Here is a 13,812-nt window from a genome sequence, read left to right as displayed (position 1 = left end):
GGGTTGCGTGGGACTCATCTGGCCGCCCCCGTCAGACGATCGGGTCGTGGACGGTGACGAGCTTGGTGCCGTCCGGGAAGGTGGCCTCGACCTGGACGTCGTGGATCATCTCGGGGATGCCGCTCATGACGTCGTCGCGCGTGAGCACCTTGCGCCCCGACGACATGAGTTCGGCGACGGTGCGGCCGTCGCGCGCACCTTCGAGGATGTGGGACGTGATGAGCGCGATCGCCTCGGGGTGATTGAGCAGCAGCCCCCGCGCCCTTCGCTTCTCGGCCACGTCCGCAGCCACATGGATGAGCAGTCTCTCCTGCTCGTGCGGGGTCAGTTGCACGCGTCCCACCTCACAGTCCTCGCTCCGGACCGTGCGGGGTCCGGCTGCCGCGGCCACCGCGACGGATATAGATGTAACACACAGGCAGCGCGCTTGATCTTGCGCACCCTGGTTACGAAAACCCCTGGTGGCGTGGCATTGCAGGCTAGTTGGGAGGAGTTTCAACGAGGTTAACCAGTGCTTGACCACCCCATGACCATCAGCTGGGCTTCCCCATACTCATCAGGCCGCGCAGACCGTCCTGAAGCGCCTCGACCGGCACCTCGTCGAACAGCGCGAGCTGCGCGGCGAATCCCTGGGCCGCGGCGACCATCACCCGTGCGACGTGGTCGGCCGGGACGTCGGCGCGCATCATGCCCGCCGCCTGATACCCCTCGACGATCTTCACCCAGGCCACCCGCACCTTGGCGTACCCCTCGTTCATCACGGCGGCGAGCTCTTCGTTGCGCAGGGTCTCCGCCCACACCTGGACGATGAGCCGCGGGAAGTACGAGGCCTCCCCCTCATGGACGCCCGGCTTCCGGCTGAGCACCTGCGTCAGGGCCTGGCCGACCAGCACGTCCGGCGGTGGCGGCGGGGTCTCCTTGGCCGCCGCCTCGAAGGTCTCCTGGATCCATTCGAGGACCTCGCCGACGATCGCCCCGATCAGCTCCTCCTTGCCCCGGAAGTAGCGGTAGACGGCACCGGCCGAGAGACCGACCTCCTTGAGCACGTCCTGCATCGAGGTGGCGTGGAAGCCATTGCGGGCGAAGCAGAGGGCGGCGCCGTCGATGATCTGGCGGCGGCGTGCGTCGAGGTGCTCCTGGGATACGCGGGCCATGCACCCAAAATAAAACGAACATTCATTCTTGACAAGCGCCGCGCCCGGAAGCACAGTGTGGGCACCACATAAAACGAACGATCCTTCTCTTTGATCTTCGAGGAGCTCAGCCCATGTCCACGTCGGTCGCCACCCCGCCTCCGCAGGGCCGCCGCATGGTGGCGGTGGCCATCCTGGTCTCCGCGCTCGCGGCCATCGCCCTGTGGGCCTTCGCCTGGCCCAACGCCAGGACCGCCCCCCGCGATCTGCCGCTCGGCGTCGCGGGACCTGCCTCCGCCACGGCGCCTCTCCAGTCCCGGCTCGCGGAGCACAAGGGCGCGTTCGAGATCCATCGGTACGCGGATGAGGCCGCGGCCCGCGACGCCATCGAGGACCGGGCCGTGTACGGAGCGGTGGTCGTCACGCCGCGGGGAACGAAGCTGCTGACCGCCAGCGCCGCGAGCCCCCTGGTCGCCCAGCTGCTTGAGCAGTCGGTGGCCGGTCAGGCCCCGAAGGGGGCCGAGGTGACCACCACCGATGTGGTGGCAGCTCCCGCGAACGACCCCCGGGGCTCCGCGCTCGGGGCGAGCGTGCTGCCGCTGGCGCTCGCGGGGGTCGCGGCCGGCGCGATCGTGACGATGCTCGGCCTGCGCGGCGTCCGCGCGGCGGCTTCCCTCGTCCTGGCCGCCGCACTGGTCGGCGTGGTCGCCGCCGCCGTGACACACAGCTGGCTCGGCGTACTGACGGGCAACTGGTGGGCGGAAGCGGGGGCGTTGGGGCTCTCGACGCTCGCGATGGGAGCCACCGTCGCCGGGTGCGCCGCGCTCATCGGACCGGCGGGCATCGGGGTCGGCGCGCTGACCATGGTGCTGCTGGGCAACCCGTTCTCCGGGGTGACGTCCGCGCCGCGGATGCTTCCCGAACCGCTGGGATTCATCGGCCAGTTGCTGCCGCCCGGCGCGGGCGGCACCCTGCTGCGCTCGGTCTCCTTCTTCGACGGGGCGCGCGTCACGGGCCCCCTCGTCACCCTCGCCCTCTGGGCCCTGCTCGGCCTGACGGCCGTGCTGCTCGGCGCGCTCCGCCGCCGCCCTGCCGCCGCGGCCCGCGACGAGGCACCGGCGGCGCGGGAAGAGGTGCGGGTCGCCTGACCCGGCGGCGCACACAAACAGCCGTACGCCTCCGCTGTAGCGGACGGGGGCGTACGGCCTCTTCGTCGCTCAACCGCCGTACGGCTACGTCGCGTTGGGCCCCCGGTGTTCGGCGGCGATACCGAATCGCTGCCGTTCACCGGCGCCGGACGACGTGGTGGAGCGCACGGACGAGACGGAGCTGATCACCTGCTCATCGTCCACGTCGTTCGCGTCGTCGACGTCGTTCGCGTTGGCGTCCGCCTCCGCCAACGCCTCCAGGCGGGCCAGGTCGGCGGCCGAGACGAGGGCCACGAGCGGCTTGCCGTGACGGGTGACGACCACCCGCTCGCCGCCGTAGACGACGCGGTTGATCAGATCGGCGAGCTCTGCTCGGGCTTGCGTCACCGGAATCTCGTAGGCCATGCTCCCCAGCTTAACCGGCGCTCCACACGCCCATCCGGTCCGCGCGGAACGCACACACCGCAGGTCAGAGGGTCGCCACCCGCTCAGGATCCGGCGTCCGTCAGGCGTCGTCCCCCGGGCCGCGCGCGTGCGAGGGCGACGGCTCCAACTGCCGTGGCCTGTCCCCGTTCCCGACGTCGTGCTGGGCGAGGAGCGAGAGGAGCTCCGCCACGGCGAGGCCTGATTCGGCGGGGTGGCGCAGGATGGTGCCCGATTCGATGCGATACGTATTGGAGCGGCCCTGACGCGTGTGGGAGAGATATCCACCCCCCTCCAGATCGGCAACGATCTTCTGTACGGCACGCTCGGTGAGCCTGCAGCGCGCGGCGATGTCCCGGATACGGGTGGCGGGGTCGTCGGCGATCGCAGCCAGCACACGGGCGTGGTTGGTGAGGAACGTCCAACCGCTGTGTGATTCAGGTACTGCTCCCATCACTCCAAGATAGGGCGTCTGATTCACGTATTCAAAAAGGCGAACAACATTTCCGGTATCTCTTGACGGGTGTGTGTCGTCGGACCGACGCTGGGTGAGGTGATGACGTACGGACGCCTATGGAGTGGCCGCCATGACAGAACGTGCACCTTTCACGGAGCGCGCGGGGGAAGCCGAGACCGCCCTCACCGCGGTCCCCTGCTCGCCGCCGGACGGGGACGTCGAGCAGGATCCGCGGGTCGAACTCGGTCAGCTGCGGCGGGCCATGCTCACGCGGCCCGCCATCGACATGGCGCGCGGCATCCTGATGGCCTCCTTCGGACTGAGCGCCGATGACGCCTGGAGCGTCCTGGTCTCCGTCTCCCAGAACACGAACACCAAGCTGCATCTCGTGGCCGACGAACTGGTCGCGGTGGCCGCGGGAGGGGAGATCCCCAAGCAGTTCCGCACGGCGGTGGCCGTGACGGTCACCAAGCTCCAGGAGCCGCACGCGACAGCCGACGCCGCCGAGGACTGAGCCCGGCGCGACACCGGCCCCTTCCGTCTCACCGAACTCTTCGAACTCTCCGTGCTCTTCGGGTTCTCTTCTCGCGCCACGCTGCGCCGCCAGGGCGAAGGCTCCGCGCGGGCCCACCCCGCCGCGGCGGAGTCGCGCGTCAGTGCAGAGCCGCGACCCGCAGCGCCACCGGCTGGACCGCGGGCACCGCGACCGCACCCAGGCGACTGACCTCCGCCCACCACGCCCCGCCGTCCTCCATGTGCCGCAGCAGCACGCCCTCACGGATGGCCCAGGGGCAGATGGTGACGGTCTTGATGCCCGTCAGCTTCATCGCCGTATGCCCCACGATCGCGCCGGCCAGGCTCTGCACGGCCCTCGGCGCCGAGACCCCCGGCAGTTCGGCGCGCTCGGCCGACGACAGCGCGGCGAGCCGGTCGCGGCAGAGCCGCAGGTCCGCCCGGCTCAGCTGCCGCGCCATGAACGGGCCGTGGCGACCGGGGGCGGCGCCTCCGAGCCGCGCGAGCTGCTGGAAGGTCCTGGACGTCGCCACGGCGGTGCGTGGCCCCTCCCAGCGGATCCGTGCGGCCACGTCGCGCAGTTGGTGGCGCACCTTGCGGCGCAGTTCCTTGACGCTCTGCTCGGTCGGTGGGTCGTCGCCGTCGAAGAACTCCCGGGACAGGCGGCGGGCGCCGAGGGGCAGCGAGGCCACGTAGTCCGGCAGCCGCCCGCGTCCGAAGGCCACTTCGAGGGAGCCGCCGCCGATGTCGAACATGGCCAGGGGCCCGGCCCGCCAGCCCATCCACCGACGGGCCCCGAGGAAGGTGAGTTCGGCCTCCACCTCTCCGGGCATGGTGCACAGCGCCACGCCGGTCTCCTCGCCGATCGTGCGCAGCACGTCCAGCCGGTTGGGGGCGCCGCGTACGACCGTCGTCGCGAAGGCCAGCGGCTCCGCCGAGCCCCACCGTCTGGCGGTCCCGGCCGCCTCGGAGACCGCCGAGACGAGCTGCCCCACGGATTGTTCGGGGATCACCCCGCTCGGCCCGACCTCCTCGGAAAGTCTCACCTTCCACTTGGCGGTGTGGACCGGCAAGGGCACACCGTCCAGCGCGTCCACCACGACCAGCCGGACCGCGTTCGCGCCCACATCCATCACACTCATTCGCATGTGACTCTGAGTACCCATCAGGCCACGGGTCAGTCGCCCTGATCTACTCCCGCGGGAGCAGCGGACCCAGCGGCCCGAGGTCCAGATTCAGGTCTTCGGGGCGCAGGCCGTAGCGCTCGCGCAGTTCGGCCATGCGGTCGTCGAGCAGCATCAGCGTGAGCCCGATGCGCTCCTCCTGGTCCTCGCTCAGCTCCCCGGTGTCGAAGCGGCGTACGGCCTGCCGCTCCATGAGCTGGCGCAGCAGCTCCACGACGGTCAGGACGAGTTTGATCAGGTCGCGTTCCACCGTGTCGGGTTCGAGTTCGAGGCGGTTCTTCCCCGGAGTCCGCCCGTCACCTCCCGGAGTCCGCTCACTCACAGCAACTCCTGGAAGGGGGACGGCACTTGCTCGTTCACCGAGCTGATGAGTGCGTTCAGATCGATACGGACGAGGTCGACGTCCGCGATGCGCAGAGTGAGGTCGCCGGTGATGACGACCCCGCCCGCCAGCAACCGGTCGAGCAGGTCGACCAGGGCGACCTCCCGGCGTTCGACGACCGTCACGATCCCGCCTCCCTGTCGTCCTCGTCGCCCTCGTCGTCCTCGTCGTCCTCGTCGTCCTCGTCGTCCTCGTCGTCCTCGTCGTCCTCCAGGCTCGCGAAGGAGTACGCGGCCCATGGCCCGGTGAGTTCCACGCGCAGGCCGGGCTCCTCGCCGTACACGCCTTCCACCAGTTCCGCGAAGGCCTCCGACTCCGAACGCGGCACCAGATAGGCCGCGTTGAGTACGTTGCGGCCCGACTTCTTGGAGAGCTCGGAGTTCTGAGGCGGGTGCAGCCGGGCACCCTCCGACTGCTCGCAGAGCATGTCGTGCAGCCGGCCGGCGAACTTCTCGGCGCTCTCGTACATCTCTTCGTGCGCCCGGTTGCGCTGTCGGCGCTGGCGCAGGTAGTCCCGGCCCGTCGCGGCCTTCCGCGGCTCGTCGGGCGTGGGGGCGACCGGCGCTTCGGCGTAGAGCTTGACGCCCCATTCCACGCGGCCGTCGAGCCGGTCGAGCGTCCGCCTGAAGGAGCTCTCCCGCTCCTCCATCATCGCCCGCACGCCCGAGTCGTCCCGGAAGACGGTGGCGAGGCGCAGCGGCAGCGGCGTGGTGACCGCGGTGAGCGCGTCGATCACGGCCTGGTGGGCCCGAGCGGTCGTGCTCAGCCAGTCCAGGTCCTCCAGATGGCGCCGGAGGGGCTCCTCGGCGAAGTCCCCCTCCGGCACCGTGCCGACCACGGCGATCAGACCGTGGTGCGACAGCTGACCGGGGGGTGCGCCGTCCACCCCGGTCACCTGCGCGTGGAGCGCGGCGTCGAAGGGCCGGCAGATCGCGTAGACGTACCGCAGTCCACTCATGCGCTCTCCTCCGCCTTGCTTCGCTCCGTCTTCCCTTGTTCCGTCTTTCCTTGTTCCGTCTTGCCCTGCTCCACCTTGCGCCGCGCCGGTTTGCGTCGCTCCGCCCTGCCCTGCTCCAGCTCCTCCAGCTCGGCGACGTGGGCACGCAACTCGGTGTTCTCACGCGTGAGTTCCTTGCTGCGCGCGCGGGAGGACAGCTCGGGGTCGTCCTCCCACCAGTCGATCCCCATCTCCTTCGCCTTGTCGACGGAGCAGACGATGAGCCGCAGCTTGATGGTGAGCAGTTCGATGTCGAGCAGGTTGATCCGGATGTCACCCGCGATCACGATGCCCTTGTCGAGCACCCGCTCCAGGATGTCGGCCAGGTTCGCGCCGCCGCCCTGCCCGTACGGCTCGGGCATCCGGCTGGGCATGGTCATCGGCGGCTCCCGCTCGTCGCGGGCTCTTCGTCGTACTTCGCCTCTTCTTCCGCCTCGTCCTCTTCCTCTTCGTACTTGGCCTCGTCGTCCTCGCCTTCGTCCTCCTCGTACTTCGCCTCGTCCTCTTCGTCCGCCTCGCCGTAGGCGTCCTGCTCGTCCTCTTCCTCGTCCTCGTAGGACTCCTCGGGCTGTTCCTCGTCGCTCTCGTACTCGTCCTCGGCGCCGTCCTCCGATTCGGCCTCGGCCTGCTCCTCCGCGATGGCGTCCTCGTGGCTGTGGACGACCTCGCCGTCGCGGATCTCCCCGCGCCAGCCGTCCTCCGCCTCACCCTTGATGGTGATGAACCGCGCGAAGTTCTTCAGGTCGAGCCGGGCCCGGCGGCCCTGCGCGCGCCAGATGTTGCCGGTCTTCTCGAAGAGACCCTTCGGGTAGTACTCCAGGACCAGCAGGACGCGCGTGAGGTTCCCCGCCAGCGAGTGGAAGGAGACGACGCCCTTTGTGGTGCCCTTCGCACCCTCCGAGGTCCACGCGATCCGGTCGTCCGCGATCTGCTCGGTGGTGTGGGCCTTCCAACTCCGGCTGGACCAGAAGACCTTGGCCTGCCAGTCGGACGTGGTGTCGTCGGCGCGGTTCGCGCTCTTGACGCCCTTGGCGAAGGTGCTGAACTCCTGGTACTGGGTCCACTGGTCGTACGCCGTGCGCAGCGGCACGCCGACGTCGATGAACTCCATGATGACCGTCGGCTTGCTGCCGGCCCCGCCCTTGCGGCGGCCCTTGCCTCCGGTCATGTTCTTGAAGGCACCGATCACGCTGTCCTTGGCCCGGCCCGCGCCGACCTCGATGGCGGACCGCAGCGGCCCCTTGCCCTCGGCCATCTTGCGGCCGCCGTCGAGGGCGAGCTTGGCGAAGCCGGGGCTGTTGCCGTCGGCGATGTCGTTGAGCCTGCCCGTCGTCGCGCCGAGCTTGTGGCCCACACCGACAAGGAGACGCTGGGCCTGGGCGCCGAGATACTCCTGGACCTCCGCCTTCAGCCGGTCGGCGGCCTCGCTCTGCACGACGCCGGTCAGGGGGTTGCTCTTCGCGCCGTCCTTGGCGGACTTCAGCGTGTCACTCATCGCGGCCCCCCTCCTTCGGCAGCCGGGCCCCGGTGGCGCGGCGCGCGGAGGTCCTCGCCGCGGCCCGTGCGGGAGCCTTCTTCGCCGTCTTCTTCGCAGGGCTCTTCTGAGCTGCCGTCTTCCTGGCGGGGCTCTTCTTGGCCGGGGCGTTCTTGGTGGCGGTCCGCTGCGCGGGAGCCTTCTTCCTCGGCCGGGGCCTTTCCTCGGGCTCCTCCTCGGAGGGCTCCTCCTCGGAGGGCTCCTCCTCGGACTCGGCGTCCGCGGACTCCTCGTGGTCCCGCTCGCCTCGCTCGTCCTGCTCGTCGCGCTCGTCCTCGTCGTACTCCTCGTACGCGTCGTCCGGCTCTTCCTCGTCCTTCTTGGCCTTGCTGCCGCGACCCGGTATGTCCGGCGTCACGCCCGCGAGTTGGTCCCGCACGTCCGCCGTCCGGCCGTGCAGCCGGTCGGCGAGGCCCGAGATCTGCCGCTCGACCAGCGCGCCGGTCGCGGCCTTGCCGACCCCGCGCAGATCCCCGCGCAGCTGGTCGCCGATCTCCTTGAACTGCGGGTTGTTCTGCAGCTGTTGAGAGAGCAGGTCGCCCAGGGCGCGCGGGCTCAGGTTCATCCGCTTGCCGGCCACCATGGTGCCGACGGCGAAGGCCAGCTTCATTTTCTTCGTACGTCCGAGGACGTATCCGGCCCCTACGGCGAGGCCAAGTCCCAGTCGATTCATTGTGTGGTCCCGTGGTCGGTTCCCGCGCCGGTGCGCAGGCCAATTTCCAGGCGGTCGAGCAACTCGTCCTCCCGGCTGTCGAATTCCTCCTCGCCGATCTCCCCCGACTCGAGCCGCTGCTCGAGAAGGGCGAGTTCGGCCCGGACGGTGGCCGGGTCGTAGTACAGGCGCTCGGCCTCGGCGAGTACCTGGTTCACCGCCCAGAGGCCGCCGCGCACCGGGGCGAACGGCAGCATCAGTACTTCGCCGATCAGTCCCATGCGTTACTCCCGGCCGGCCTGCGAGTTGGCGGATTCCGGCACGGCTCCCGTCGGCTCGGAAGGACCGGGCTCGACAAAGCTGTAGGGCGGCAGCGGGCCGTTGACGCGCAGTTCGACGTGCGGGTGCGCCTTGCGGGCCTCCTCGACCGCGGCGAGGAACACCTCGGACGACTCGCGCTCCACCAGGAGCGACAGGTTGGCCAGCCATCCCGTGGACTCGGGGCCCACGCTGACGGCCGATGCGGCAGGCTCCAGGATCCGGTGGAGTTCCACCGCGTCCTCGGCCTCCCGGTTCTGCAGCGCGGCCACGACCATCTCGCCGAGCTGGAGCTTCTGTTCGTAACTGCCGCCGCCCGCCTGCCGGTTGGCCTCGGCGAGGGCCTGCACCTCGGGGTTGTCGGCCATCACGCGGTGCAGTGCGGCCTGTTCCTCGTGGCTGGCCTTGACGTTGTACTCGACCTTGCCCGCCAGCGCGCCGAGGCGCTCGCGGTAGTGGTCGGCCCGCTCCGCGAGGACACTCGTGACGGACGCGTCGTCGGGGGCGACGTTGCCGAACCGCATGGGCAGGACCGGGCCCGCCGCGCCGGCCTCGGCCAGCACGTTCTGATGGGCCAGCAGGTCGTTGCGCTTGGGGCGCAGCCCCTCGGGGGCGTCGCTGACGATGGCCGCCAGGTCGCCCTCCTTCAGGATGCGCACGGAGCGCGCCGGTTTACCGACCCCCTCCATGCCGTCGGGGAGCGACGGGTGCGAACTCGCGGCGATGCCATAGACGTACGTGCTCATTCCTGCTCCTCCTTCCTGCGCGCGGCCGTGCTCTTGCGGGCACGCGGGCGGGGCTCCGACTGGCCTTCCTCACGGGACTGCTTGAACGCGTCGGAGATGGTCTCCGCCGCTCCGGACAGCGCGCCCTTGGACTTGCCGCGCGCGCCGGACTCGGTGATCGAGCCCACGAGGTCGGGAAGTCCGGGGTCCTTGTGCGGGCCGGACTCCAGGTCGAGGCGGTTGCACGCCTCGGCGAAACGCAGATAGGTGTCGACGCTCGCCACGACGACACGCACGTCGATCTTGAGGATCTCGATGCCCACGATCGAGACACGTACGAAGGCGTCGATGACGAGACCGCGGTCGAGTACTAGCTCCAGGACGTCGTACAGGCCACTGGAGCCGCCCGATCCGCCGGCTTGCTGTGCAGGGACAACGGTCATGCCGACCGGCCCTCCTTGTCTGGGAAGTCTGTGGGAAATCCGCGGAAACCCGGCGCGACGGGTGCGCTAGCGGCCGCCGGCCTTGTGGCTGTCGGCGCGACCGCGTTCGTAGCGGCGTACGCGTCGGTAGCCCAGGAGCTCGCCCTGGGGGTCGCACTCCACCTGATAGCTCGCGAGGAGACTCATCGTGTCCGGCACCCGGGTGAGTTCCAGGACCTCGATCTCCAACGTCCAGCCGTCCTCGGTCTGTTCGAAGGACGAGACGGACTCGGCGGCCATCCCCGTCAGCTCCGCGAGCTGGGTGCGTGCGGTGCGCAGCACCTCCATGGGGCCTGGGCCGCGCTTCGCCTTGCCGCTCTCCGCTTTGTCGGCGTTTCCGGTCGAATTGTGCGAGTTCTGCGAACCCGCCTTCTTCTTCTCTGGATCTGACGATGTGTTCAAAATGGCCACCTCTTCTTCACGAGTGGCCCGTAATTCGTTGGCCAAACATGTGTGATAAGGCCTCCCGCATCACTGGCCCCAACGGTGCGGCGCCTCGGGGTCCGTGCCGCCCGGATGCGAGGCACCCACGGTCGGCGGCGCCACCGGCGGCGCAGGCGTGTTCGCGGGCGTGGCCGGAGGCGTCAGGGACGGGCCGTCCACGGACGGCAGATCCACCGAAGGGCGCTCGCCCGAAGGGTGCTTGGCGGAGGGCCGGTCCCGGGAAGGACGGGCCGCGCTCCGCAGCACGACGGCCACGACACCGAGCACCAGCGCGGTGATCAGCGCGGCCGCCCAGTCGGGCAGCCCCAGAGCGACCGCGAGGCCGAGGGCGAGCGCCAGCGCGGCGCCCGCGTAGAGACCGAAGGCACCGGCGCCGGCGTACAGCGCGGCCTTGCGGCGCTGCCGCCGCGCCTGCTCCCTCAGTTCGTCCCGCACGGCCTCGCGTGCCGCGTGCGTCAGCTCATCGACGAGGCTCTTCTCCAGCTTGTCCAGATGCTCCGAGCGATTCATGGCGCCCGAGTACCCGGCCGTCCGGACCCGTAACGCCGCGCGGCGGCCGGAACTCGCCGTGCCGGGTGGCTTGTTCGAAGACGTGGCCGATCTGCAGTACCCGTAGATCGGCGCGGTGCGGACCGACGATCTGCAGCCCGACCGGCAGTCCGCCAGGAGTGAACCCGGCGGGCACGGACAGCGCCGGACTGCCGGTCGCTGACACCAGGTACGCCGAGCGCATCCACTCCAGGTAGTCGGCCATCGGTACCCCGTCGACCTCGCCCGGGTACTCCAACTCGACGGGGAACGGCGCGACTTGACTGGTCGGCAGGACCAGAGCGTCGTACCGCTCGAAGAACCGCCTCACCCGGTGGAACAGCTCGCCGTGCAGCACGGTGGCCCGCTCCAGGTCGGGGCCGGTGAGCGTGCGTCCTTCTTGTACGTTCCGCACCAGGCTGGGCTTCATCCGGTCCGCCGAGGTCTCCAGGAGCGCGCCGAGCGCCAGGTGGAACTGCCAGGCGCGGAAGGTCCGGAACACCTCGTCGGCGCCGGACAGATCGGGGCACGCCTCCTCGACCGCGCACCCCAGGTCGGCGAAGACGGTGACGGCGGGCGCGAGCACGTCCCTGACCTCGCGGTCGACCGGCACCGCTCCCCCCAGGTCCGGCGACCAGGCGATCCGAAGCCCCGTCAGATCCCGTTCCAGCGAACCGCCGAACGCGCTCCCCGGCGTCTCCAGAGCGATCGGCGAGCGCGGGTCCGGCCCGGCGACGACGGAGAGCAGCAGCGCCACGTCGCCGACCGTGCGCGCCATCGGCCCCTGCACGGCCATCGTCGACCACGGGGTGCTGTCCGGCCAGGTCGGCACCCGGCCCGGCGAGGGGCGCAGGCCCACCACGTTGCAGAACGAGGCGGGGTTGCGCAGCGAACCGCCCATGTCGCTGCCGTCGGCCAGGGGGTGCATGCCGCACGCGAGCGCGGCCGCCGCTCCCCCGCTGCTGCCGCCCGCCGACCGCTTGAGGTCGTACGGGTTGCGGGTGGCCCCGAAGACGGGGTTGACGGTGTGCGAACCGGCCGCGAACTCGGGCACGTTGGTCTTGCCGATGGTGATCGCCCCGGCGGCGCGGATCCGCTCGACGACGAGTTCGTCGCGGTCCGGGACGTTGTCGGCGAGGAGCGGCGTCCCGTAGGTGGTCCGGATACCGCGGGTGTCGTGGGTGTCCTTGTGGGCGACGGGCAGACCGTGCAGCGGGCCGAGCGGCGCGCCGCGCGCGGCTTCTTCGTCGGCGGTGCGCGCCTCGTCGAGCGCGCGCTCGGCCGTCAGGGTCACCACGGCGTTCACGGCGCCGTTCACCTGCTCGATCCGGTCCAGGTGCGCCTGCACGACTTCGCGCGCGGACAGCTCGCGGGCGTGGATCCGGGCGGCGAGTTCGCGGGCTGTGAGATGGACGAGCTCGGCGGACTCGCGGGCTCGGCCGACTCGATGGGCTTCGCGGGATGGGTGGACTTCAGGGCTCATACGACGCTTTCGGCTCAGGGCGGCGGACAACTGACGCCCGGCGGTGGGCGGCCGGGGTCGCGACGAGGCGGAGTATGCCCACGCCCTCACGGCGGCCATCCCGCGCCGCGGCCACCTCTTTCAGCGAGCGGCTGTAATACGGCGGCCCTGTTGACCCCGGCGGATCACCTGAACATGCTCCTCACCACGGCGTAACGTACGTCCTGTACATTTTTTACAGACCTAGGGGAGCAACCGACCCCGGCAGAGGAGAGACGTGCCATGAACCGACCGTTCGCCCGCCATGTCCTGCCCGAGTTCACCGAGCACACCAGCACGGGGCAGCGGACCCTCGACCCGTACTCGAAGCTGCTCGAGGAGCGCATCGTCTTCCTGGGCACGCCGATCGACGACACCTCGGCCAACGACGTGATGGCGCAGTTCATGCACCTCGAATACCTGGCGCCGGACCGCGACATCTCGCTCTACATCAACTCGCCCGGCGGCTCGTTCAGCGCGATGACGGCGATCTACGACACCATCCAGTTCGTCACCTGCGACGTGGAGACGACCTGCCTGGGTCAGGCCGCGTCAGCGGCCGCCGTGCTGCTGGCCGCCGGCACCCCCGGCAAGCGGTTCGCGCTGCCCGGCGCCCGGGTGATGATCCACCAGCCCTCGCTCGCCGAGCCGATCCACGGCCAGGCGACCGACTTGGCAATCCAGGCCACCGAACTCCTGCGTGCCCGCGCCCAGTTGGAGAAGCTGCTGGCTCAGCACACCGGTCAGAGCCCTGACCGCGTCGCGGCCGACATCGAGCGGGACAAGATCCTCAGCGCCCCCGAAGCGGTCGAGTACGGCCTGGTGGACCGCATCATCGCCAGCCGCAAGTCGTCCCTGCGCACCCCGGACGCGAGGTGACCCGCCGATGCTGCCGCCCGAACTCCCGCCACTGCCCGCCCTCACCCGCGCCGAGGGCGAGTTGATCGACCGGTACCTCGAAGTGGTCGATCTGGTGGGCCGGATCAACCCCGCCCGCGCCTCCGACACCTACGGCGGGCTGCGCGCGGCCCAGGCGCTGGTCGGCAGCGCGACCGCCCTGCGGGACGCGCTGACGCTCATGCACCAGCGGGGCGAGAGCGCCGTGCACGCGCCCACGCTGGCACGGGCGCTGCGCGTGCTCGACGGGGAGCGCCGCGCCGGGCGGGTCACCGTGCCGCCCCCATCAGCATCCTGAGCACCCGTCACCACGCCTCTGAAGCAGAAGCCGTCCGGGGTCCGTCTCAAACGAACCAAACGGGCTACCTCGTTCGGCGTAGACGATCGTCGTTCTTGGAACTGTCTTCAGTTGCGTCAGATGTGTACGCGATGGCCGGAATTCCTCGTTCCGGTGCTGGTCGAGCGATCCTCCGGCTCCTTGTCACGATCCCGAA

At 70.3% G+C, this 13,812-nt stretch carries 21 protein-coding genes; 4 read left to right on the top strand and 17 right to left on the bottom strand.

Annotated features, from left to right (window positions below; translation table 11 throughout):
* Nucleotides 1-31: 31 nt before the first annotated feature.
* Both ACFUPX_RS15285 and ACFUPX_RS15280 read right to left on the bottom strand, forming a co-directional pair.
* Nucleotides 32-334, bottom strand: a complete 303-nt coding sequence (locus ACFUPX_RS15285) for an urease subunit gamma (protein ID WP_266873899.1) — start codon at nt 332-334, stop codon at nt 32-34.
* A 199-nt stretch (nt 335-533) separates the two neighbouring features.
* Nucleotides 534-1,154 (bottom strand): TetR/AcrR family transcriptional regulator, encoded by a 621-nt coding sequence (locus tag ACFUPX_RS15280; RefSeq protein ID WP_383321249.1) that lies wholly within the window; start codon nt 1,152-1,154, stop codon nt 534-536.
* A gap of 113 nt (nt 1,155-1,267) precedes the next feature.
* Here ACFUPX_RS15280 and ACFUPX_RS15275 point away from each other — a divergent pair, with 113 nt between their 5' ends.
* On the top strand, nt 1,268-2,281 hold the full coding sequence (locus ACFUPX_RS15275) for an ABC transporter permease (RefSeq protein ID WP_383321246.1): 1,014 nt from the start codon (nt 1,268-1,270) through the stop codon (nt 2,279-2,281).
* A gap of 84 nt (nt 2,282-2,365) precedes the next feature.
* Here the strand turns inward: ACFUPX_RS15275 and ACFUPX_RS15270 are convergent, their stop codons facing one another.
* Both ACFUPX_RS15270 and ACFUPX_RS15265 read right to left on the bottom strand, forming a co-directional pair.
* Nucleotides 2,366-2,686: a type II toxin-antitoxin system Phd/YefM family antitoxin gene (locus ACFUPX_RS15270; RefSeq protein ID WP_383321243.1), complete on the bottom strand. Its 321-nt coding sequence runs from the start codon at nt 2,684-2,686 to the stop codon at nt 2,366-2,368.
* Nucleotides 2,687-2,786: 100 nt separating this feature from the next.
* On the bottom strand, nt 2,787-3,158 hold the full coding sequence (locus ACFUPX_RS15265) for a helix-turn-helix transcriptional regulator (protein WP_383321240.1): 372 nt from the start codon (nt 3,156-3,158) through the stop codon (nt 2,787-2,789).
* Nucleotides 3,159-3,291: 133 nt separating this feature from the next.
* Between ACFUPX_RS15265 and ACFUPX_RS15260 the strand changes: the two genes are divergently transcribed.
* Nucleotides 3,292-3,675: an ANTAR domain-containing protein gene (locus tag ACFUPX_RS15260; RefSeq protein WP_383321237.1), complete on the top strand. Its 384-nt coding sequence runs from the start codon at nt 3,292-3,294 to the stop codon at nt 3,673-3,675.
* A gap of 139 nt (nt 3,676-3,814) precedes the next feature.
* On the opposite strand, the gene ACFUPX_RS15255 is transcribed toward ACFUPX_RS15260, so the two are convergent.
* From ACFUPX_RS15255 to ACFUPX_RS15195, 13 genes are all read right to left on the bottom strand, one after another.
* A complete protein-coding gene (locus ACFUPX_RS15255) occupies nt 3,815-4,822 on the bottom strand; it encodes a Ppx/GppA family phosphatase (protein ID WP_383321234.1) in 1,008 nt (335 codons plus the stop codon).
* A 43-nt stretch (nt 4,823-4,865) separates the two neighbouring features.
* Nucleotides 4,866-5,180, bottom strand: a complete 315-nt coding sequence (locus tag ACFUPX_RS15250; RefSeq protein ID WP_383321232.1) for a gas vesicle protein K — start codon at nt 5,178-5,180, stop codon at nt 4,866-4,868.
* Nucleotides 5,177-5,365 (bottom strand): gas vesicle protein, encoded by a 189-nt coding sequence (locus tag ACFUPX_RS15245; RefSeq protein WP_383321229.1) that lies wholly within the window; start codon nt 5,363-5,365, stop codon nt 5,177-5,179. Before ACFUPX_RS15245 ends, ACFUPX_RS15250 begins: the two co-directional genes overlap by 4 nt.
* Nucleotides 5,362-6,198 carry a GvpL/GvpF family gas vesicle protein gene (locus ACFUPX_RS15240; RefSeq protein ID WP_383321226.1) on the bottom strand — a complete coding sequence of 279 codons (837 nt, stop codon included), beginning with the start codon at nt 6,196-6,198 and terminating at the stop codon, nt 5,362-5,364. The genes ACFUPX_RS15245 and ACFUPX_RS15240 overlap by 4 nt, the downstream gene beginning before the upstream one ends.
* On the bottom strand, nt 6,195-6,617 hold the full coding sequence (gene gvpJ, locus ACFUPX_RS15235) for a gas vesicle protein GvpJ (RefSeq protein ID WP_383321223.1): 423 nt from the start codon (nt 6,615-6,617) through the stop codon (nt 6,195-6,197). The genes ACFUPX_RS15240 and gvpJ overlap by 4 nt, the downstream gene beginning before the upstream one ends.
* Complete coding sequence (locus tag ACFUPX_RS15230) at nt 6,614-7,732, bottom strand: SRPBCC family protein (RefSeq protein ID WP_383321220.1); 1,119 nt, start codon at nt 7,730-7,732, stop codon at nt 6,614-6,616. The genes gvpJ and ACFUPX_RS15230 overlap by 4 nt, the downstream gene beginning before the upstream one ends.
* Nucleotides 7,725-8,444, bottom strand: coding sequence for a DNA primase (locus ACFUPX_RS15225; RefSeq protein ID WP_383321217.1), 720 nt, complete (start codon nt 8,442-8,444; stop codon nt 7,725-7,727). Before ACFUPX_RS15225 ends, ACFUPX_RS15230 begins: the two co-directional genes overlap by 8 nt.
* The gene (locus ACFUPX_RS15220; protein WP_383321214.1) at nt 8,441-8,704 is read right to left on the bottom strand and encodes a gas vesicle protein GvpG; all 264 of its coding nucleotides are present in this window, start codon (nt 8,702-8,704) and stop codon (nt 8,441-8,443) included. The genes ACFUPX_RS15225 and ACFUPX_RS15220 overlap by 4 nt, the downstream gene beginning before the upstream one ends.
* A 3-nt stretch (nt 8,705-8,707) precedes the next feature.
* The gene (locus ACFUPX_RS15215) at nt 8,708-9,487 is read right to left on the bottom strand and encodes a GvpL/GvpF family gas vesicle protein (protein ID WP_383321211.1); all 780 of its coding nucleotides are present in this window, start codon (nt 9,485-9,487) and stop codon (nt 8,708-8,710) included.
* Entirely contained in the window at nt 9,484-9,909 is a 426-nt protein-coding gene (locus ACFUPX_RS15210) for a gas vesicle structural protein GvpA (protein ID WP_383321208.1), read from the bottom strand. The genes ACFUPX_RS15215 and ACFUPX_RS15210 overlap by 4 nt, the downstream gene beginning before the upstream one ends.
* 66 nt (nt 9,910-9,975) lie before the next feature.
* A complete protein-coding gene (locus ACFUPX_RS15205) occupies nt 9,976-10,353 on the bottom strand; it encodes a gas vesicle protein (protein WP_383321442.1) in 378 nt (125 codons plus the stop codon).
* Nucleotides 10,354-10,419: 66 nt separating this feature from the next.
* Nucleotides 10,420-10,902, bottom strand: a complete 483-nt coding sequence (locus ACFUPX_RS15200) for a phage holin family protein (protein WP_383321205.1) — start codon at nt 10,900-10,902, stop codon at nt 10,420-10,422.
* The gene (locus ACFUPX_RS15195; RefSeq protein ID WP_383321202.1) at nt 10,853-12,403 is read right to left on the bottom strand and encodes an amidase; all 1,551 of its coding nucleotides are present in this window, start codon (nt 12,401-12,403) and stop codon (nt 10,853-10,855) included. Before ACFUPX_RS15195 ends, ACFUPX_RS15200 begins: the two co-directional genes overlap by 50 nt.
* Before the next feature lie 261 nt (nt 12,404-12,664).
* Between ACFUPX_RS15195 and ACFUPX_RS15190 the strand changes: the two genes are divergently transcribed.
* Nucleotides 12,665-13,300, top strand: coding sequence for an ATP-dependent Clp protease proteolytic subunit (locus ACFUPX_RS15190; RefSeq protein ID WP_383321199.1), 636 nt, complete (start codon nt 12,665-12,667; stop codon nt 13,298-13,300).
* 7 nt (nt 13,301-13,307) lie between these two features.
* Nucleotides 13,308-13,616 (top strand): hypothetical protein, encoded by a 309-nt coding sequence (locus ACFUPX_RS15185; RefSeq protein WP_383272226.1) that lies wholly within the window; start codon nt 13,308-13,310, stop codon nt 13,614-13,616.
* Nucleotides 13,617-13,812 lie beyond the last annotated feature (196 nt).

Source organism: Streptomyces sp. NPDC057302 (genome assembly GCF_042667685.1).
Classification (GTDB): domain Bacteria; phylum Actinomycetota; class Actinomycetes; order Streptomycetales; family Streptomycetaceae; genus Streptomyces.
This window is presented reverse-complemented; position numbering and strand designations above follow the sequence as displayed.